Annotated in this window: 16 protein-coding genes; 6 read left to right on the top strand and 10 right to left on the bottom strand. The window is 31.4% G+C overall.

Going from position 1 to position 20609, the window contains the following annotated elements; all coding sequences use genetic code 11:
- The first annotated feature begins 165 nt into the window (after window positions 1–165).
- Entirely contained in the window at window positions 166–498 is a 333-nt protein-coding gene (locus JML65_RS06880) for a helix-turn-helix domain-containing protein (RefSeq protein WP_202270333.1), read from the top strand.
- Window positions 499–703: 205 nt separating this feature from the next.
- Here the strand turns inward: JML65_RS06880 and JML65_RS06875 are convergent, their stop codons facing one another.
- Window positions 704–1621 carry a helix-turn-helix domain-containing protein gene (locus tag JML65_RS06875; RefSeq protein ID WP_237390801.1) on the bottom strand — a complete coding sequence of 306 codons (918 nt, stop codon included), beginning with the start codon at window positions 1619–1621 and terminating at the stop codon, window positions 704–706.
- A gap of 695 nt (window positions 1622–2316) precedes the next feature.
- Here JML65_RS06875 and cas13b point away from each other — a divergent pair.
- Window positions 2317–5775 (top strand): type VI-B CRISPR-associated RNA-guided ribonuclease Cas13b, encoded by a 3459-nt coding sequence (gene cas13b, locus JML65_RS06870; RefSeq protein ID WP_202270331.1) that lies wholly within the window; start codon window positions 2317–2319, stop codon window positions 5773–5775.
- A 433-nt stretch (window positions 5776–6208) separates the two neighbouring features.
- Here cas13b and JML65_RS24100 read toward each other — a convergent pair whose 3' ends face one another.
- Complete coding sequence (locus JML65_RS24100; RefSeq protein WP_410668986.1) at window positions 6209–6340, bottom strand: hypothetical protein; 132 nt, start codon at window positions 6338–6340, stop codon at window positions 6209–6211.
- 432 nt (window positions 6341–6772) lie between these two features.
- Here JML65_RS24100 and JML65_RS23990 point away from each other — a divergent pair, with 432 nt between their 5' ends.
- Window positions 6773–6976 (top strand): low affinity iron permease family protein, encoded by a 204-nt coding sequence (locus JML65_RS23990; protein ID WP_262896490.1) that lies wholly within the window; start codon window positions 6773–6775, stop codon window positions 6974–6976.
- Between the two features lie 37 nt (window positions 6977–7013).
- Window positions 7014–7211, top strand: coding sequence for a low affinity iron permease family protein (locus tag JML65_RS23985; RefSeq protein WP_317194038.1), 198 nt, complete (start codon window positions 7014–7016; stop codon window positions 7209–7211).
- Between the two features lie 1952 nt (window positions 7212–9163).
- Here the strand turns inward: JML65_RS23985 and JML65_RS06860 are convergent.
- The 6 genes from JML65_RS06860 to JML65_RS06835 form a co-directional block, all read right to left on the bottom strand.
- A complete protein-coding gene (locus JML65_RS06860) occupies window positions 9164–10012 on the bottom strand; it encodes a nuclear transport factor 2 family protein (protein WP_202270330.1) in 849 nt (282 codons plus the stop codon).
- Window positions 10013–10140: 128 nt separating this feature from the next.
- Window positions 10141–10716 carry a TetR/AcrR family transcriptional regulator gene (locus JML65_RS06855; protein WP_202270329.1) on the bottom strand — a complete coding sequence of 192 codons (576 nt, stop codon included), beginning with the start codon at window positions 10714–10716 and terminating at the stop codon, window positions 10141–10143.
- A gap of 652 nt (window positions 10717–11368) precedes the next feature.
- Complete coding sequence (locus JML65_RS06850) at window positions 11369–12244, bottom strand: helix-turn-helix domain-containing protein (RefSeq protein WP_202270328.1); 876 nt, start codon at window positions 12242–12244, stop codon at window positions 11369–11371.
- Window positions 12245–12512: 268 nt separating this feature from the next.
- Complete coding sequence (locus JML65_RS06845) at window positions 12513–13415, bottom strand: helix-turn-helix domain-containing protein (protein WP_202270327.1); 903 nt, start codon at window positions 13413–13415, stop codon at window positions 12513–12515.
- Between the two features lie 208 nt (window positions 13416–13623).
- Entirely contained in the window at window positions 13624–14091 is a 468-nt protein-coding gene (locus JML65_RS06840; RefSeq protein ID WP_202270326.1) for a VOC family protein, read from the bottom strand.
- Window positions 14092–14151: 60 nt separating this feature from the next.
- The gene (locus JML65_RS06835) at window positions 14152–15078 is read right to left on the bottom strand and encodes a Dyp-type peroxidase (protein ID WP_202270325.1); all 927 of its coding nucleotides are present in this window, start codon (window positions 15076–15078) and stop codon (window positions 14152–14154) included.
- Window positions 15079–15381: 303 nt separating this feature from the next.
- Between JML65_RS06835 and JML65_RS06830 the strand changes: the two genes are divergently transcribed.
- Window positions 15382–15534 carry a winged helix-turn-helix transcriptional regulator gene (locus JML65_RS06830; RefSeq protein ID WP_202270324.1) on the top strand — a complete coding sequence of 51 codons (153 nt, stop codon included), beginning with the start codon at window positions 15382–15384 and terminating at the stop codon, window positions 15532–15534.
- A 66-nt stretch (window positions 15535–15600) separates the two neighbouring features.
- Here JML65_RS06830 and JML65_RS06825 read toward each other — a convergent pair whose 3' ends face one another.
- Window positions 15601–15972 carry a winged helix-turn-helix transcriptional regulator gene (locus JML65_RS06825; protein ID WP_202270323.1) on the bottom strand — a complete coding sequence of 124 codons (372 nt, stop codon included), beginning with the start codon at window positions 15970–15972 and terminating at the stop codon, window positions 15601–15603.
- A 95-nt stretch (window positions 15973–16067) separates the two neighbouring features.
- Here JML65_RS06825 and JML65_RS06820 point away from each other — a divergent pair, with 95 nt between their 5' ends.
- A complete protein-coding gene (locus tag JML65_RS06820; RefSeq protein WP_202270322.1) occupies window positions 16068–16892 on the top strand; it encodes an alpha/beta hydrolase in 825 nt (274 codons plus the stop codon).
- A 2061-nt stretch (window positions 16893–18953) separates the two neighbouring features.
- Here the strand turns inward: JML65_RS06820 and JML65_RS06815 are convergent.
- The gene (locus JML65_RS06815; RefSeq protein ID WP_202270321.1) at window positions 18954–19766 is read right to left on the bottom strand and encodes a hypothetical protein; all 813 of its coding nucleotides are present in this window, start codon (window positions 19764–19766) and stop codon (window positions 18954–18956) included.
- Window positions 19767–20609: the final 843 nt, after the last annotated feature.

The following is a 20609-nucleotide window of genomic DNA, read 5'->3' as shown; positions in this document are numbered from 1 at the left end:
ATGTGTACACAGTGGAAATAATAGAATTTATAGTCGAAAAGATTACTTCAGGCAAAATGACAAAATTACAGGTAATCAATAGATATAATATTCCAAAGACTACACTTTATAAGTGGGTACATAAATATAATAATAAAGTGGTAAGATCAAAAGAATGAAATTTTTATGAAAAAAAAAACAATACCAAACTACAAACTAATCTTTCTTGATATTTTAGAGGAAAAGTTTCCTGAAAAAAAAGAATCTTGTATGAGTCTATTAAATAAAAAAGAAATATCTCAATTAGATGTAATGGCATTGAAGAAAAAGATATTTGGAAATACAGATCCCAGTAAGGATAATTTAAGTCAAAAGCATAGGGCCTATAATAAAAAAGATATTTTGGAAATTTTATCTTATCAGAAGGAAAATAGATTAAGCATTGTACAGACAGCCTCACATTTTAAAATGAGTAGAAATACAATTTCTAAATGGAAGAAACATTATAAAATACTTTAGTGTTGGAAATAAGACGCTGTTATTGAAAAATCAATTGTAAGTAAAAAAACAGGTTCACGAGAGTAGAAGATCACATAATTTTTGATCTTCTATTTTTTTAGTATAATAAATGCCATGAGTTTTTAAAGATCATTAGTAATATTTCATAATATAGATTGTAATAGAATGAAAAATCGCTGGTGGTAAAATAAATAGAAAAGATTGGCTAGACACCTGTATACATGGGATTAGTTTCTTTATCCTTCTCCTTCTCTAAAAAATATAAAGAAGGGGTTTCCCCAATAATATCCTTGAATGTTTTAGTAAACGAAGAAGCGGTTGGGAAACCAGCTATTTGTGCAAGATAACTTAATTTATACTTTTTGAATGATGGATCATTTTCCATCTTATCAATAATATAGTTTATTCTTAGATTATTAATATATGATTTAAAATTCTCAGCCTTATGCTCTTTAATAATTACAGATAAATACTTTACGTTTGTTTGAAATTCTGTAGCAAGATTTCCTAGCGTAATCCCTTTTTTAGTAAACATATAATTATCTTCAAACCTGGCAAGTTCTGCCAAAATTGTTAATTCAGTATCATCATTTATAGAATCAGTCAACTTAATACAGGTTTTACGGACTGTTTTTATATTAGTGTATTCTGGAGCTGGAGAAACTTTAGTACTATTAAATGAAATCATTTTTTTATTAAATGTGTGTTTTTGATAGATTATAATAATTCCCAATATTGAGACTGTAGAAGCAAAAAAAAGTCCGAATAATATTTTAGACTCCTTCAGTATTTCTCCCATTTTCAAACAATTACTACAAGTTGTTGTTGATAGGTTGGAATTTTCTGGGCCCAAACTACATTGACAGATCGTATTTATTCTTGTTTCTGCTTGAATATTATTATTCCCTTGTCCAAAATAGATAGAAAAATTCATTAAACCTACATGGGTTAAAATATGATAGATGGGCTGTCTTAATGAAACACTGAGATCCAGAGCCTTCTTTAGGTTTTCACTTTTGGAATAGTTTTGAAAAGAATCTTCAAAATATATTTCTTTATCCACCCAAGCCATGGAATAGATCGAGCTGACAAAAAAGAAAAAAGGAAAAATGAAATTAATCATAAAAAAATTAAAGTACTATTAATCGGTTTTGGTAGAGTAGTTTTTTACTACTTTAATTATCTGGAATATTGGCAAAATAAAAATATTTAATACTACAATAATCCTGTCGAGTGTATTGTATAAAGACAGTTCGGAAAAGCATATTACTAGCTTAATGAGGGTGTTTTAAATTCCTATTTTAAGCATAATGTTTTCCAAACCTAATAGGATATTAAATAAAATAAAAATAGTAAGGATTCCTTTTTCAAGAAAAAGGGAATTGTAAAATAAGGGTTACATCAATGATTAATAGATTATTAATGGGGTTGGAATTGTTAAAATGAAAGATTGTAGTATAAACCTGGTCTAAGACACTTATTGCCTATTTTGTACTGTCTACTGAAAATAATTAAAATTTAGTTTCATGATATAAGGAAAATGATTTCAATAGCTTGATTTAATCTGGTAGTGCGATTTAAGATTATTTCCTGAAAACGGGAATATCTATTCTTTGGTTTAACTGAAAAAGACCAGCTACTTTAGTAGTTGGTCTTCGTTATTAACGTATCGAACATCATATACACAAAATACTTCTAAAGACCATTCCTATTTTGATCCATCAAAAATTGTATTAGCTATTTTATTTCCTGTGTTTATGTGTTCCCGTTTTTACATTTAACCATAAATTAATATATTGTCAATATATTAACTAACCTATGGAAACACAGATATTGGGGCAAGGAATCTCTTATGACCATACTAAAATTGAGGATAAACACTTTTTCGGAGGTTTTCTAAACTCTGCAAGAAATAATGTCGATTTATTAATCACTGCTTTTGGTGCTAAATTTGGATTCAGCAATAAGTTGAGTTTAACACAATTTGTTGAAGTCTGTTTTAAAACTGAAGACTCAGATGGAGACTTTCAGAATAAACTACGGTTTGTCAGAATGCATTTGCCAGTGGTACAATACCTCCGTTTTCAGGGCGACAGGACTGTATTAAGACAAAAGTTTGCGTTGTTATTACAAGCAATTGATGGCTTAAGAAATTTCTACACACATTACTATCATAAACCACTCCATCTCTCCAATGAACTATTTGTTTTGTTAGACGATATTTTTGCGGCTGTTGCAGATGATGTCAAGAAAAATAAGATGAAAGATGATAAGACGAGACATCTACTTAAAAAGAATCTTAAAGAAGAGTTAGATATCCGCTACAAGCAGCAGGTTGAAAAACTTAAAAAGTTGAAGAGTGAGGGAAAAAAGGTGAACCTCAATGATACGGAAGCTATTAAAAATGGGGTGCTAAACGGTGCGTTTAATCATTTGATATTCAAAGACGAGGAAGTAATTAAACCAACAGTTTCCTACAGCTCCTATTACTATGGTTCTGATACTGCTGAAAATGGTATTTGTATTTCGCAAAGTGGCTTACTTTTCTTACTGAGTATGTTTCTTGGGAGAAAGGAGACAGAGCATTTAAAGAGTAGAATTAAGGGGTTTAAGGCGAGGATAATAAAAGATGAAGAAGAACATATTAGTGGTTTAAAGTTTATGGCTACCCACTGGGTATTTTCACAGCTATGTTTTAAAGGTGTGAAACCAAAATTAAATACGGAATTTCATGAGGAGACTTTACTGATCCAGATTATTGATGAATTAAGTAAGGTTCCGGATGAGCTATACACATCATTTGACAAAGAAACAAAGACTAAATTTATTGAAGATATCAATGAATACATCAGAGAGGGGAAAGTAGATTTGAGCCTTGAAGAATCAAAAATTGTACACCCAGTCATTCGAAAGAGGTATGAAAGCAAATTTAATTATTTTGCCATACGATTTTTGGATGAGTTTTTCGATTTTCCATCACTGAGATTTCAGGTACATGTGGGTAATTTTGTGCATGACCGTAGAATAAAACATATTGCGGGAACAGACTTTCAGACAGAAAGACTAGTGAAAGACCGGATCAAAGTTTTTGGTAAACTTTCTACAATTAGCCGTCTTAAAGCAGAACATTTAACAGAAATAATTGGATTGACTAATAACACAGGTTGGGAACTTTTACCCAACCCATCGTATGTATTTATTGAAAATAATATTCCAATCCATATTTCAGCTGACAAATCATTTAAAAATGGTATAAAGGAGTTTAAAGAAAAAAGAAAAGCGGAGAAGCCTGAGGAGATGAAGAAACGAGAGCAAGGGAAAATGCAAAAATTTGAAATCTCAAAGTTGATCGGTGTTAAAAATGATATAAATCCCGAAAGCCCAATTGCGCTTTTATCAATGAATGAAATCCCGGCACTTCTCTATGAAATACTTGTAAATAATGTCAGCCCTGAAGAAATTGAAGAGAAACTAAAAAATAAACTAAATATAGGTTTTGAGCGGATTAGGGATTATGATCCAATGACTCCGCTACCGGCATCAATGATCAGTAAAAGGCTTCGAAATAATACAGAAGGAAAATCTGTTAATACTGAAAAATTAATAAGCCTTATTGAAAGGGAAATAGAAAAAACAGATGAAAAACTTATACTAATCGCTAAAAATAGACGGGAGTGTCGTGAAAGATTTAGGGGGAAACCTATAAGGCAGCAAGTATTCCGAAATTCAGAATTGGGTGTAGAGGCGACTTGGTTGGCTGATGATATCAAAAGATTTATGCCTGCAGTACAAAAGAAAAATTGGAAAGGTTATCAGCACAGTCAGCTTCAGCAGTCATTAGCTTTTTTCGAAAAAAGGCCACATGAAGCCAGGTCGATTTTACAGGCTGGTTGGGATTTTTCAGATGGGAGTTCATTCTGGAATGGTTGGATAATGAATAGCTTCACAAAAGATAAAACATTTAATGGTTTTTATGAAACTTACCTTTACGGAAGACAGAAGTACTTCACACGTCTTTCGGAGAATATTTCTCAGCACAGTACAAATGCGAAAAATTTGCGGAAGTTCATGGATCAACAGATGCCCAAAGGGTTGTTTGAAAATCGTCTATATATGCTGGAAGATCTCAATACTGAAAAACGCAAGATATTATCAAAACCACTTATTTTTTCTCGGGGAATTTTTGATGAAAAACCCACATTTATCAAAGGTGTTAAGGTAACAGAGAACCCAGAAGGTTTTGCTGACTGGTATAAGTACGGATATGCTCCTAAACATAAATTCCAAAATTATTATTTGTTGGAAAGAAATTATGATGATCTCCTTGAGGAAGAACTTGCGAAAGATACCGATTTTGCGAAAAATAGTTTTAAGTATGATCGAAAAAGTCAGATCGAGCTTCTAGCTAAGAAACAGGATTTAAAAATAAAGAATATTAAAATACAGGACTTATTCCTTAAGCTGATGGCAGAATTCTTATTTCAGAAAGTATTTGACCATTCTGTAGAATTGTCCCTGGATCAACTTTTCCTCAGTCAAGAAGAACGGCTGGAGAAAGAGCGAATGGCACACTTGCAGAGCCAACGAATGGAAGGTGATGATAGCCCCAATATTCTGAAAGAAGATTTTATATGGAGTAAAACTTTGGCTTACGAGGATGGACAGATTTATGAACCTCGTGTAAAATTAAAAGATTTAGGAAAACTCAAGGCTCTCCTTCTGGATGACAAGGTAAAAACTTTGCTTTCCTATGATAGTGATAAAAAATGGAATAGACTGGCTATTGATAATGAAATATCAATAGGAAGTGAATCCTACGAGTCAATACGACGGGAGCTCCTATTTAAGGAAATCCAGCAGATGGAAAAAACAATATTGGAGAATTGGCCTTGGGATGGTATCACTCATCCCGCAGAATTTGAATTTGCTGATAAAACTGGAGCAAGGCACCCTAACTTTAAGCATTATATCGTTAATGGTATTTTACGCAAGAAACCTGGGCTTGTAGAAGAACAGGAGGTAAAATGGATCGAAGATTGCGATGAAGAAACATTTAAAAACCTATCCGAGAATGATCTTGCAAAAAAAACAGAACCTATACAGTTGGCTTTTCTTGTAATAATGATCAGGAATCAATTTGCCCATAACCATTTGCCTGCCGGACAATTTTATGAATTTATTAAGCAAACTTATCCGGAGATTCAGGGTACAACGGTTTCGGAATTTTATCTTCAATTTATGAGATTTGCTATACAGAGAATGCTAAATCTTAATTAAATATACTTTTAGAATGGTATTCAGAACTGACAGTTTACGCTTTTTTTTTCGATAAATGTTGGGAAGTATCACAGTTTGAAGGGTATTCACAACCAACGTTTCGTCAGTAATTTCACTTTGACGGTTGGGAAGTATCACAGTTTGAAGGGTATTCACAACGTTTAATCCAACCGTATTGTATCATAGTCTGTTGGGAAGTATCACAGTTTGAAGGGTATTCACAACTTACATCTTACGCTTTTTTTGATAAAATGTTGAGAAGTATCTCAGTTTGATGGGTATTCACAACACAATCATTGTTCACTTATTAGCAATAAAAGTTGGGACATATCACAATTTGAAGGGTATTCACAGCGTAATTTTTAACGGAGTTACCTCGATTTGAGTTGGGAAGTATCACAATTTGAAGGGTATTCACAACTTTTAAGATCATCTATCCTATATTGTAATCGTTGGGAAGTATCACAGTTTGAAGGGTATTCACAACTACAGGCACTTCTTTGTTGAATGAACTTAAGTTGGGAAGTATCACAATTTGAAGGGTATTCACAACTTTTAAGATCATCTATCCTATATTGTAATCGTTGGGAAGTATCACAGTTTGAAGGGTATTCACAACAATTGAATGAGCATCGATTTTACGTCTCCGGTTGGGAAGTATCACAGTTTGAAGGGTATTATTGTTGGCTTTCCGATTGGTAGGTTCGAGGGATATATCGTAGGTTCTGAGGATGAAAATAATTTAGATTTTGAGGAATTTTAGGGGGAAGATTGCTATAAACCTAAAGTTGATCTACCTCTGGTGTTCTTTGATAGGATTCGGAAAGACGATGAAATTTTAGTAGATAAAATTAGCTTAAAGTTTGCAGGCTATTTAGCCTTACATTTTATCTATGATTACACTCATAAATAATCATCAGATAGTTGGCTACCTTAGAGTTTCTAATACTAAAAGAGTTTTCTGGTATTAACCTTATCTAAAGTGTTAATTAAAAAAATGATCCTATTATCGAAAAAGAATCTTTTTAACCTATTTTCCGGCTGGGCGGTCTGCTTCAATGCAGGAGCTTTTATAGGTGCGGCCCTACTGGTCGTTGTCTGGGTAACGACAAAACCTTTTTTTAAATTTTCAGAAGTCTGGCAGATGTTCATCAGCAGGGGTATGACCATTATCACTTTTCTGATGGTATTTTTAATATAGTTTAATATAAAAGGCATAGAATAAAGATTCAAAAGCCATCCAGATTAAGTTAAAGGAGCTTGTTACATCTCATGAACCGACTAGTAACGAAATTGTCGATATAGAGGATTTAAGTGAAGAAGAGCTGGATGAACTCCATAAGTTTTATAAAAGGATAGGGAAACGACCTAGAGAAGTACCTTTACCAACAACAGAAAGTGAGGATGGAAATTATAGCGGAAAGCACTATAAATAATTTTGTAAAATAGGGCGATGACCATGGCGAAACAAAAGGAATAATGCGTTATGATATTGAAAATAGTAGATATATTTATAATTTATTAACACATGTAATAGAGACTAATTTTTTATTTTCGCAGTTCGAAAAATAATTTTTTTCATCATTTGTGTTTTTTTATCTCCGGAAGTTTCCGGAGATTTTGTTTTTTGTGTAAATAGAGAGTATATTGAAAGCTATCGATTATTTAGATTCCTGTTGTTACTAAAATTTCATCGTCTGACCTATTAAATATGCAGACGATAATATTCAAAGTAGATAAGAAAGTGGATGGAGTTCTTTCACTTTCTTATTTAACCATCCTGCAAAATTTCCTTTTCTTTATTCCAGTGGAATTAAGCTTTCTCCGATTACAGATGAGTAGAACATATTTGGGAATTGTTCAAAAATCCAAACTAACTTGATTAAGCTCTGTGGCTTCAAATAAACCATAATTTAATCATTATTGGTTCTCATAATCCGACATACCAAGTTAAATTGTAAAACGTAATTCAGAACTATTCAGATTCATCAGAATTATAGGAATAAGAAAAGATATTAGAGAAAATAAAGCTGTGAGCATTTGCCCACAGCTTTTAAAGTAAGTATAAATTATAGAGATTCGATACTATACAAAATAACGTAAAAATTCATTGGTTGATAATACATTTATTATTCAAAAGCTTGTTTGTTTTATATTAAATAGGATTGTTGTTTATGATTGAGTAAATCCTAAAATTGTTGCTTCAAGAATAATAATTAAAGTCTTAACGGCTACTTGGAAGACATGTTATAAAAAAAACATAATTAGTTGTAGCCGTCAGACTTGTATAAAAATTAAAACAAACTATATATGACAAAACAAATGTAGTACGGATATATTTATTTACATTAATCTTTTTATTCAAACAATAGGAGAAATTATATAATGAATAACCATATTTTGTATGTAAACTATGTTGATTGTCCTTTCATGTATGTACTCATTGCAGTTAAAAGAGAGTAGAGTTGAATATAGCTAATATTAATTAGTAAATTTCAAAAGTCAAAGTGGCTGGTTTTCACTATGAATCATTAGCAAGGCAATTGGAAAGATTGAAAAAACTGAAACAGCTACCTGGTACAATCACCTCGTCCACTTATAGTAGCTGTTCAGTCATCTTTAAAAACTCAAAAAAAAATTTGATTCAATACAAAAATAGTAACGATAGTTTTTTTGGAGAGTAGTCCTTTTATTCAATTGCTTATTGAATTTATTACTATAAACTGTGATCATAAAAAAGCCACAGTTGTTCAGCAATTAGAAAATCATCAAAATTTTATGCTGACAACTGGGCTTAGGCGAAAACTAATTAAAATTCGATTGTTTACAAAATTACCAACCAATTGGTATATAAATATGTCTCAATTATTCTATTGCTTATATATTTTATAATAGATTATAGGAGAATATTAGGTAAAATAAAGCTAAAAGCAAATGCTAATGAGTTTGAAATCATCAGTAATGCATAGAAATGTCCAGTTCCTTTTAAAAATATAAGTAATGTCGTTTTGATCCGGACAAAATTAGCTAAGAGCTAATAAAAATATTGTCGCTGAGTGAAAAGTATAAAAAAGTCGTAATGGCTACCTGGAAGATGGGCTATGAAAACCATTAATGGTAGCCATTAGACTTAAGAGATTTAAAACGAATTATATGAATAGGCAAATATAGCTAGGTTAAAATTTGTTTATATTACCTTTTTTATTCAATAATTTTCCAAATTCATTCCAAAAATAATCTATACCCACTAAAGCATATCCCGGATGATGATATAGTGATTGTATATTTTTTTCAAATTCAAAAATATATATCTAAAAAAGATCTAAAATAAGTTGTTCTTTAACCAAATTAAACTTCATAAGAATGTTATATTGCTTATCAATTTGAATCAGCTCATCTCTTTATCCAATTTATAGCTATCTTCCATAAAATGATATTTTATAATTTTACCATTGCGAACTTTAAAAATATTCGTGATTTCCGAGCTGAACACTTTCTGATATGCAAGGATAGTTGAAGATAGGCTACCCACTCCAACAGCATTTTCTCCTTCTATAGCGATGAAATCAATCTTAAATTCTTCCGATTTTATATTTCGTTTCAATTGCTGGAAGAATTCTGAAACTTCCTTTTTGTTTTTTCGTTTTCCTACCCATTCAAATTTTTCAGTATTACCTGGTAAATCCCAGTCCACCTCGTCTGCGAAAAGGTCCGCAATTCTTTCTGTATTACCACTGCTAAGTAAGTGGTAAAAAGTATCAACTACTTCTTTTGTGACCTCTTCAATTGATTTCATGTTAATATCCATATTGTTGCCGCTTAATCTAGATATGCCCAACTTATCTTCTGAGGCGACATCTGGATCAGCATATATATGCATCCTTTTGATCAGATCTCCGTCGAATTCAAAGACGTTACAAAATTTTCCGAATGAATTTTGGTTATCAGGCCATGATCGCCCATCCAATAAAGTTCCATTTTCAGTTCCTTCAACCGCAATTAAATTTTCGGATTGTATATAGGTGAAATTTTCAACATCATGGCTGAGTGATTCTAAAAAGCCTGACATCTTTACACCGAATTTTCTAAGGCCTTCTGTGCCATAGCCAAAACCAAATTTTGGAAAGTATAGTTCCACATCTTCTGTAAATAGCGCATAATATTCTGCATCGAATTCTCGTGAATCTACTTTTTTGAAGTAGGTCTGTACAACTAGTTTTTGTCTATTTTCTGACATAGTTACTGTTATTTTAATAATTATATTTTTATTTAAATTCTATCTATTTCGATTTTGAATAACGATACTGATTACCCCCTTTTTTGATTCATTTTGAAACGATCGTTTCAAAATGAATCAAAAAAATTTTATCGCATTGAGCTTAACATAAAATCGATCATCTGTTGTACCTCTACTTTTTTACCAGAAACAATATAATGTCTATAAAATCCGCTAAAAGAAGAAAGTATGTATCTTGCTGCTACTTCTGGTACGATTTCTTTCTTAATCTCATTATCTAATATAGATTTTTTTATCAGTGTTCTGAATATTTCTTCAAGTACTTTGGCATTGTCTGCGATCAAATTATTCACAAGTGGATCACTGTCACCCAGTTCAAAGATAGTACGGATAATAAGGCAGGCTTTTTTGTCCTGAATAGTTTGGTTCATTACATCGTGTACCGTATGGGAAAGAACTTCGAATGATGAACCGTTATAAGAAGTAGCCTTCCTATATTGAGCTGTTTTCATTTTAGCGTAATTCTTCAAACATTCTAGGAAAAGAGTATGTTTATTTCCATAAGTATTATAAATACTGCTTCTGTTCAGTTGTAAAGCATCTACAATATCATTCATAGAAGTTGCATGATAACCCTTTTCCCAAAATAGGTTACGCACTATCTCCAGTTTCTCAATGTAATCAAATTCTTTACTTCTTGACATATTGAAGACAAATGTAATAAATTTAATTTAATTTGAACCAATCGTTCCAGTATTAATTAATCTTCTAAATAGTATACTGATTATAGATTATCTCAACTTCACATTTACAATAAACGATGATAAATTGACTAGACCGAGAGTAAATTAGGAGGCTGATTATTTTGAAAATAGTTGGAATACTTGCGGCCTTTTGATAGAGAAGTAAATTCCAATTTATTTTAATCTATAAAATCAACAATTAAAAACATAAATAGGTATAATGTAAAACTGATTATATTGGATAAATTTACTTGATGCTTACATCCTATTGTAAAGAAGTTACTGTACAATAGGTATCTTACAAAGTTGTGGTTTTATCTAGTATCTAGTTCTTGTGTTGACTGATGGAAATGATGCTAATTGCGTTTTACCAGAATGTTCAACAAAAGATCTTTAAAATTGCTATACATACTGTTTCAGTAGTATATTAAGTAAAACAGAGAATAGAATATTGTCAATGAAATTCACTGTAAGAAGGATTTTTTATATTTTATATTATTTGATTTAAATCGCCTTGAAAAGCAATGAGTAATTATAGTTTTTCAAGGTTTTTTGTGTCAGTAAAGTAGTAAGTATATTTTTTATTAACCAATTAGTTATAAGTCACTTTGTTTCATTTTCTATATTTTTCTCTAAAGCTGCGAGGAGTGATTCCAACATTTTTTTTGAAAATTTCACTGAAATAGGCATGACTTTTAAAACCAAAATCAAAGGCGATATCTCTAATATTGTCATTGGAATCTATAAGTTGGAATTTAATCATTTCAATTATTTTACAATGAATAACTTCTATGGCTGTTTTATTAAAATGTTTTCGACAGAGAATATTGAGGTAATTGGGAGATATGCCTAGTTCTTTTGCGTATGATCCTACCATTATGTTTTTGCGGCATTCTTTTTTGATTAATTGTAAAAATTCAAACAATAGAGGGTGAAGGTAGTATGCAGACAGATCTTCAAAATTTGTTTTAATTTCCTGACTAATGTAGTCGATAATTATTTTCGTCTTCAAATTTACGATATGGTTCATTACACAAGATGGAGCATCAAATTCAGTTTTTATATCCATAAATTCATGACGTAATAGTTCTCCTATAGGATGAGAGATACTTATAACAGGGTATTTCTTATAGATTCTTTTTGGCAGGGAAAGCTGTCCATTTATAAAGTTATCAAAAGATCTTTTTGAAATAATTAGTTGATGAACTTTTGACGACCCTAAAATATTCCAGGAATGAACAGAATTCGGAAAAATAATGTGGATTTGAGAAGCGTTGATACTATATTTTTTCTCATTTATCCGAAGTGTTCCAAATCCAGTTTCAAAAAAGATAATTGAAATGAAATCTAGTTTCAGGTGCTGATTGCCAGAGTATAGCTTTTCTGGCGAAATCGAAGAATAGAGTATATCGTTCGAATCCTTGTGTTTTTGCTGTATGTCATAAAGAGATACCGTAAGGACATTGTTTGTATTTTCAACCATATTCATTCACATATAATTTTGTTAATTTATATAATGAACTAGTTGCCAGCAGCAGATATTTGGTATATCCTGTTATAAAAATAGCAACTAACAATAAAGTTACTTCTTTGGTAGTTTTATACCTTAATCAAAATATTTAATTACTTGTTTGAATTATAATATTTAAAAAATTGCTATATAAAAATATACTATAAGATAGGATGAAAATAACTCTCTTAAAGTTTTTCTTTTACGAGATATGATCAAAAACTAGCCTATATAAAACGAATTTTGGCTATTTTTTATGAGAGACGTAGGTCTGAGGAAATTCTGTGATTAGAGAAATTTTGTATTTTGATTCAGCGTCATGAAAGCTTTTTGGAGATTGTCCGGTATGCTTTTTAAAGAAGCTTGAAAATGAGGATATGCTCTGGAAATTAAATTCATAGGCGAGTTCTTTTATCGATTTGTCGGATGTCATTAGACTTCTTTTAAGTTCGAGTAAGACTTCATTAATGATGATGGATGTTGCGGTTTTACCAAATTGCTTTTTGCATAGGATATTAAGATAATTGGGAGATATAAAAAGCTTTTTAGCATAGAATTTCACCCCTCTTTCCTGTTTGTAATGACTCAGCATCAATGTAATAAATTTTGCCATCAGTTCGGAAGTCGAATTATTGTTTTTTAACATGTATAAACGACAAGCTTCTTTACTGATCATTAATGTAATAATCCTTATTCTCTCGTAGATAATCTCCCAGAAGTCAACATTGCTTTTCAATGCTTTTTCGATGCTTGTTAATTCATAGAAAAGTCTTTGGAAATTATCCTTATGTAGATTAAATACCGGATTTTCCCGATAAAATGAAAAAGGAAACATCATGTAACTACTGAACTTATCAATGATATCTTCATTGATATTAAGTGGAAAAACTTTGTAATCTCCCACAATATTTAATTGGTGCACTACATTCGGAAATATAAAATGAAGTTGGTAATTATTAATAGGAAATTCATGCTCATCAATTAAGTGACTTCCATTGCCTTTTTCTAAAAGTATTAGCTGAAAAGATGAGTGAGATACTTTTTTAGAGCTGCATATATCTTCAGTGGAAAATACCACATCTTTTAATTCGGTATTCAAACCGAAAAGAGTCGAAACTTTTTGATTTTTTGTATTGTTTTTAGTATCCATTTTATGTTGTATGGTTTTGGGAAAACAAGACATGAAAAATAGTATGTAATATAAAGTCGCTGTTTTCTTCGTTACTGAATGTTAGAGAAGCAGTTTTAACTTTTCAAAATTATTTAAAAGGTCATCAAATAATTTCTCTGCGGATAAGTTTTTACAATTATATTTTGATCATTTTTGCACTTGAAACTTTTTAATTTGATCATATTGATTAATTTGGTGAAAATAAATCAAATGAAACATGTCGTTTTTTCAGTTTCTTATCATAAATAATTATCCAGTTGACTCCAAAAGGATCAATAACCATTCCCAGATAATCATTCCAGGAAGTATACGCAGGGGGAATCAATATTTTACCTTTTTCAGCAAGTTTATCAAATAATTTTTTAGTACCAGATATTGTTGACTCGGAGATCGAAACAGAAAAATTATTACCCTTAATCAGGGGATTTACCCATTTGTCATGAATATCACAGCCAATAAGTACCGAACTACCGATGAATAATGAAATGAACACGATTTTATCTAAATTACTACTGGGATCTGGATTTGATGTATTACTTTTAATATCTCTGAGACGTATGATCTGGCTAAAGTTTCCGCCGAAGATAGATTTGTAATAATTAAATGCCTGTTCACAATTACCATCAAAACTCAGATAGATACCTGCTGTTCTCATTTATGTAGCTTTTAGGGATTATATTTTTCTACAGGTTTATAAATTATAATGAAGATTACACTAGCTTGAAAAGCTATCAAGCATGTCCAGTGAGGGAACAAAAAATAGTGTTCCTGTTTTTGCAGTACTAAAATCAAGGATCCGATCATAATTTCCCGGTGGATTTCCTATAAACATATTTTCAAGCATTTTTTCAATAGTTGAAAACGTACTGGCGTAAGCTAGAAAATATGTACCCATTTCATTAGTTGCTGTATTTCCAAAAGGCATATTGTCCCTTACAATCTTAAAGTCATCTCCAATATTGGCTAGAGCGATATGTGAGTTAGAGGGCTTAACATCATCATCCATTTCGATATCATTGTCTTTTGACCGGCCAATCACATTTTCTTGTTCCTTCACAGAGAGGCTTTTCCAGGCATTCATATTGTGAACATATTTTTGAACAAAAAGATAACTGCCGCCTCTATAAACAGGATCGGTATCGCCTATTACAGAAAAATAGGCTCGGTCATTTCCGTGGGGATTTTCGGTTCCATCGACAAAACCAAGGATAGATCTACCATCCCAGTATCGAAAACCGTGTACTTCAACGATGCACTCTGCGTAGGCTCCTAGAAAATCTGAAATAATGGCCGATATGTCATAGGCATAGCTTTTTCTATCAGAACGAATGTGGAAATGGAGATCACCGACGGTAGCTGGTGCAGTATGTTTAGCACCTTTGATCTCACTAAATGGTTTTAATTCTTTTGGTAGAGGCTTCAGTAAGTCTAATTTTAGCCAGGCACTGTAACTTATACCTAAAATGCAGCTTGAACTTGAATCAGGGAAACGGTCGAGAGCAGAGTTATTAATATTGGCTATAAGGGCACATATCCTTTTAAATATTTTTGCTATATCAACATTTGGCTTAAAACTCCATACCAAGAAATAAGTATTGTCATTAGGGTAGTCTGCAACATTCTGTGATTGATAATCATTCATTTTATTGTATAATTAAATAGTAGATTTTATGTGGTTTGTCAATAAAGTATTGTAGCAATATCGATTTGTTTTTGATTTTAAATCATATATTATATTGATAAATCATATATTATATTGATAATACCTAAAGCAATGGGATAGGTTAAAGCTCAAATTTACTAAATGATCATGAAGTAATTTATTTAAAACTTGAATAGTTATAAAATGAATAAGTATAATCACGGTTTGTTATATAAATTCACATTTTTTGTCAATTCATTTTCTGAGTGATAATGGTGGAACATACGAAAGTCTTTAGCCCTATTGGAATCGACCCTTGAATGTAAAGCAAATGTATTTGATACAGAATATAAACTGACAAGAACAGGAAAGGAATTGATTCCGTTTATCGGTTATTTAAATGAATGGGTGGAAATTCAGATGGACAAAGAAAATCTTTTACAAAAAGAATGTTAATTCCTAGGAATCAGCAGCAGTATAAAATCCTAAATTAATGATCAGCGCGTAGAGGAAACGCTATATTCATAACAATGTAGTTATTTCCTTTCCCTCTGCATATACCTTTCCCCAGCCGCATAAACTTTCCAATATGGGTATGAGATCCAAACCTTTGCTGGTTAAAATATAGGCCACACCAGGTGGAACAGTACCTTGAATATCTGTTTTTACCAAAATAGAGTGTGTTTCCAATTCTTTTAGCTGCCTGGCTAAAACCTGTTCGGAAATATTGGGTAGCTCCTTCTGAAGCAAATGGAATCTATTGTTCCCCTGACTGATTGAATAAACAATCTGGGATTTCCACCGTCCACTGATCATAGCGATCGCAGAATTGAGCTCACAGACCTGAAATAGGAATTTCTCATTAATGGCGTTGGTCGAATTATTCTTACGCATACCTGTTGAATTAAAACCTAACAATTTTGTTAGTCATTGACTGCAGTAAAATATCAGCTGATATTTGTAGTACAAAGTTAAGAAATCCAAACAAAATGAAATATCTTATCACAGTTATCGTACTTCTTTACTCTTGGGGTCTTAGAGCTCAGGAACAGTTTGTTATTCAATCAAAATATCTTCAGAAACGAGATACGGTCCTCGTTTTTAAGCCCAAGACTTATAATAACGATACCAAATATCCATTAGTTTATTTATTGCATGGCTATAGCCAAAATTACAGGCAATGGAGCCATACAGTCGACCTTCAACAGATGGCTGATCAATATGGTTTTATTGTTGTCACTCCTGATGGTTATACCTCTTTTTACCTTAATAGTCCATTGGAGAATGAAATGCAATATGATGACTTTTTCTTCAAGGAGCTCAGGCCTACAATACATCAGGCTTACAATATTGACAGAAATAACGTATTTATCAGTGGATTGAGTATGGGGGGATATGGCGCATTAAGACTCTTTGTACTGCATGAGGACTATTTTAATACCGCTGGTTGCAGCAGTGGCGCACTCAAAATAGATTATAACATTTTTCAAAATGTCAGTCAACATTTTTGGAAAAATAACAGATTGGTAGATGACACAAAAACCCTTCTGGGTGGGACAGAAAACAATTATATAAACTGGAATGCCTACAGCATATTGGAGATCATCAGTAAAAGATCCAACTTTAAACGGAATTTTATCTTTGATTGTGGCACCGAAGATATTTTATACCCTGCCAGCATGGAATTAAAGCAGCTGGTGGATAGTACTGGTATTCCAGCGACATTCATCAGTCGGCCCGGCGATCATAATACAGCGTATTGGAACAGTGCTATTGCCTATCATTTTGTCTATTTTAAACAGCACATAAAGTAAGAGATTTTGGACGGGCTTCAGTAATATTATTGTAACAATAAGTGCCTAAATATAAATGCAGGAGCCACCACATAAAAATCCTAATTTTATATTTCAAGATAAAGCAACTTTTGTTCAGAACTCGAAATGAAAAGATTACTCATGATAATTTGCGGGCATTCAGAACTGAAGCAGCTGTTAACGAATTTATATAAATATTTCAGAACAGCTGTTCAGTATCTTTAAAAACCAAGTATAAATGATAGAAATGTTATTTAAACAAAAATAGCTACTTATTGATAAGGTAAGGATGCATATATTATTCTACAATTTGGCTATTTTATATTAGATGAAGTGTATTTATTTTATATCGAATGTCTTTTATTCTTTTACAATTTAATTGTATTAGGTAATCACTTACTAAAGCTAGTCTGAATTTAGTGATGTTTTTCCTTTGTCATTGAATCAATCAAATTAACAAATAAAAAGGCCTTGAAAGCTACCAATTATATAACAATCGGACGATAATTCTTAATGGTAGCTTCTTGGCCTTAAACATTAAGGATAACTATAAGAATGCGAATATGCATCTATACAAATGTAATGATGATTTCTCTTTTAAACTTTACTTAATTATTCAATATGTTGTTTTAATTACAGCTTTTATTTTTAATGGGGATTAAGTCTTTTATTTTTTTAAAAAAATATTTGTTCTTAGCAGAATACTTACGAATGCTAAGTGGACATTTTTAATTGTATTCTAATTTTTTAGTTGATGACTCCGATAAATTATGCTGATATAATTCCGCTATAGTATTTCTATTTTGGTGATTTTAAATATGACTAAGTATATATTTTTTAAGATATATTTATTATATTAATGGTATCACAAATGTAAAATAAGAGTATTTAGACAAGTGAAAGGATAAATTGTATAAACATTTTCTATTTCAGAGATGCTATTTTTGTTAAGTCAATAATCGGTTCTAATAACCGGATGAATAGAAAAAAAATCATTTAGTTCAATTAGCCGGCGAATAAATATTCATTTCACTTGTTAAGATAGAATATTTTTTCTGCCGGTTTTTTGTCTTTTTCTAGATAAAGGATTATAAATGAACTTGACTTTTCTTCAGACTATGAATGACTTTGTCGTTTAATAGGTATAAAATAAGACATATTATGGTTTGAAGTTATTTACAATTAATTCGATTACTACTATCATCCGAGGTTGGGAAATCACACATTTTGAAGTTGTATAAAACTTATTGTTAATTTTTCGAGAGTATATATCCATTAAAATAAAAGGTACCAGACTTATGGACGAGACGATGTTCGATCTGGGGAGGGTCAGCAAGATAATTCTATCATTTTTTTATTTATGTTATTTACGTTTATGATTATTTGCTGGGAGAAAAGAAATTCGATGCTGCATTTAAAGATGAATCAACGAGTGAGAGGTTGATGCTACATATTATTATCAATGTAAAAATCCCGGCGAAAAATAATAATAAGCTTAACCATATTATATCGCCGGAATAATATCAAAAACAGATCCTCACTCTGTTTCAAAGAATATTAATCCAAGTTAATATTCTCCATTTGATTGAAGTATATTCAAATCATTCAGAGTGTTATTGTATTTATTCTATTTATTTTAATACTAGAAACTTTTTAGACTCATTAATATAGCTTTGACTTTTAGGAGTTCAAATTATGTAAAGAAAGTTGCTGGCGCAGACAGGAAATTGGTATTTGGCACTGTGCTCCTTGAATCATAGAAATATCAAGGAAAATTAAGAGCGGCTATATATGTCTTTGACCATATAATTACAGCTGAACATAACTTATGTAACTCTTCATTTAAAGTATTTACTTAAAAAGTGAATATCCTCGTCCATATAAATTAGTCAGAATAAAAATGAAAAAGCTTCAACGAAATATTTACTTGCAAATAATAAATATAAGATAACGTATTGATAGCTAGTAAAACACCGACATAAGCCGGTGTTTTACTATAATTTGTATTGTTAATATTTTTCGTACAATCTGAGAATGCTTGATGGGTACATCTATATGGAATTAGTCACCAATTCGGTAGACCAGTACTTGGGTAGATCTTGCAATTAGCTGCATACCTGCTCCAGAGCAGTTTCCTGATTGCCCTCTCCCCAGAGCTATTTTCCAGGTTCTATTGGCAGGAATGGTTGTAGCATATGTAATTGTTCCCCCATGATTAGATGCTACTCCTTGTGAATGTGCAGCTGTATTATGAACTCTTGAATTTGTATTATTGAGAGGAAAGTCGACAAAATATGAACTGATAGTACATCCTGTAGCGTTATGGGTTGCTTCATATACAAAAGTAATCTGATATGTTCCCGCAGGGAATGTAATTGTATTAGCGCCAGCATTATAACTCATCCCGGGAATAGTATTTTTTACAACGGACATAGGAACTGCTTGCGAGCCTCCCGCACCCTGCGATTGTAAAAAATTAGATTGGTCATTTTCTAATCGGAAAACTGCTGGGTTAGGGATAGATAATCCCCCCAATGTACCAATGTTTTTTATAACACCAGTAGAGTCGATTACCACAAGATGATCCGTGGTTGTATTTCCTGTAGAAACTCCCTGTAAACGTAATGGATCAGTTCCATTGATGTGGAGTTTATTGGTAGGTTCTGTGATACCTATTCCCATATTCCCACTAAATGTAACTGCCACATCATTGGCTTGCTGTGCAGCTGAAGGCACTCCTGTTGCTGGGTTGTCTTTGGCCGCGTCAATGTTAAACACTCCTTGTGGATTAGTAGTCTGAATTCCAACTTGGCTGAATAAAAAAGTGCAATTGCTTAGTAAAAGGACTAAGGTGCAAATGAATTTCTGTTTCATAATGAAATTTTTTTGTTAGTATTAAAAAAATTCTTTGAAAATTGAAAATGAGGATCAGTCTTAACATTCTTTCAACAAAAGTTGAAAGAATCACTTTATGTTGAGTCAAATATCATAAAATTCCTCAACAAATAACTAAATGTAAAAAATGATATATTTATAGAGATATGGGGCAATTATATAATTAGCGAGCTCTGTAATTTATGATACAGGCTGAGTCATATCTGAAGTAGTCAAAACCCACTCTCAAAAAGAATGATACAGAAACGAAATCAACTTTTAATTTCAGATCACTCTAGCAAAACCTTCTAGCGAAATGAATGAATAAAGTATATCATTCGAATCTTTATGTTTTAGCTTTATGCCAAAATGAGATACCATACGTACATTATTTTTATTTGTATTTTTCTACCATATTCAACTGCATATAATTTGTTAATATTTTGACTGTTTTTTATCAGTTGCTATTGATATGTATTATTTATACTTGATCGATAGCTGGTAACAATTAATAATAAAATTACTTTTTTTTGATATGTTCTACCTTACTAAAATATTTAATTACTTATGTAAATTATAACAAACAGACTTATTTGATATAAAAATATTATGTAAGGATAGAGGTTATTACAATACTTAATTTCTGATATATTTTTTAGGGTAATTGAGCAATATAGAATGATTTTCAATATATAGTCTTTTTATTCAATTTATAATTATAATGAACATTATCAATCTTGTATGTTGGAGTAATTATGGAGCCAGCCCATAAAAGGTTCATATTTTGTGCAGTACTTATTATTTCCTTTTTCTTGAAAAAGGAAAGTCAATACCTTGATTATA

Source organism: Chryseobacterium sp. KMC2, from assembly GCF_016756935.1.
Classification (GTDB): domain Bacteria; phylum Bacteroidota; class Bacteroidia; order Flavobacteriales; family Weeksellaceae; genus Chryseobacterium; species Chryseobacterium rhizosphaerae.
This window is presented reverse-complemented; position numbering and strand designations above follow the sequence as displayed.

What these genes read in the sequence shown, in the direction of transcription:
- JML65_RS06880 (WP_202270333.1), top strand. Translation starts at nt 166, where the DNA reads ATGAAAAAAAAAACAATACCAAACTACAAACTAATCTTTCTTGATATT.
- JML65_RS06875 (WP_237390801.1), bottom strand. Translation starts at nt 1,621, where the DNA reads ATGATTAATTTCATTTTTCCTTTTTTCTTTTTTGTCAGCTCGATCTAT.
- cas13b (WP_202270331.1), top strand. Translation starts at nt 2,317, where the DNA reads ATGGAAACACAGATATTGGGGCAAGGAATCTCTTATGACCATACTAAA.
- JML65_RS24100 (WP_410668986.1), bottom strand. Translation starts at nt 6,340, where the DNA reads ATGATCTTAAAAGTTGTGAATACCCTTCAAATTGTGATACTTCCCAAC.
- JML65_RS23990 (WP_262896490.1), top strand. Translation starts at nt 6,773, where the DNA reads ATGATCCTATTATCGAAAAAGAATCTTTTTAACCTATTTTCCGGCTGG.
- JML65_RS06860 (WP_202270330.1), bottom strand. Translation starts at nt 10,012, where the DNA reads ATGTCAGAAAATAGACAAAAACTAGTTGTACAGACCTACTTCAAAAAA.
- JML65_RS06855 (WP_202270329.1), bottom strand. Translation starts at nt 10,716, where the DNA reads ATGTCAAGAAGTAAAGAATTTGATTACATTGAGAAACTGGAGATAGTG.
- JML65_RS06850 (WP_202270328.1), bottom strand. Translation starts at nt 12,244, where the DNA reads ATGAATATGGTTGAAAATACAAACAATGTCCTTACGGTATCTCTTTAT.
- JML65_RS06845 (WP_202270327.1), bottom strand. Translation starts at nt 13,415, where the DNA reads ATGGATACTAAAAACAATACAAAAAATCAAAAAGTTTCGACTCTTTTC.
- JML65_RS06840 (WP_202270326.1), bottom strand. Translation starts at nt 14,091, where the DNA reads ATGAGAACAGCAGGTATCTATCTGAGTTTTGATGGTAATTGTGAACAG.
- JML65_RS06835 (WP_202270325.1), bottom strand. Translation starts at nt 15,078, where the DNA reads ATGAATGATTATCAATCACAGAATGTTGCAGACTACCCTAATGACAAT.
- JML65_RS06825 (WP_202270323.1), bottom strand. Translation starts at nt 15,972, where the DNA reads ATGCGTAAGAATAATTCGACCAACGCCATTAATGAGAAATTCCTATTT.
- JML65_RS06820 (WP_202270322.1), top strand. Translation starts at nt 16,068, where the DNA reads ATGAAATATCTTATCACAGTTATCGTACTTCTTTACTCTTGGGGTCTT.
- JML65_RS06815 (WP_202270321.1), bottom strand. Translation starts at nt 19,766, where the DNA reads ATGAAACAGAAATTCATTTGCACCTTAGTCCTTTTACTAAGCAATTGC.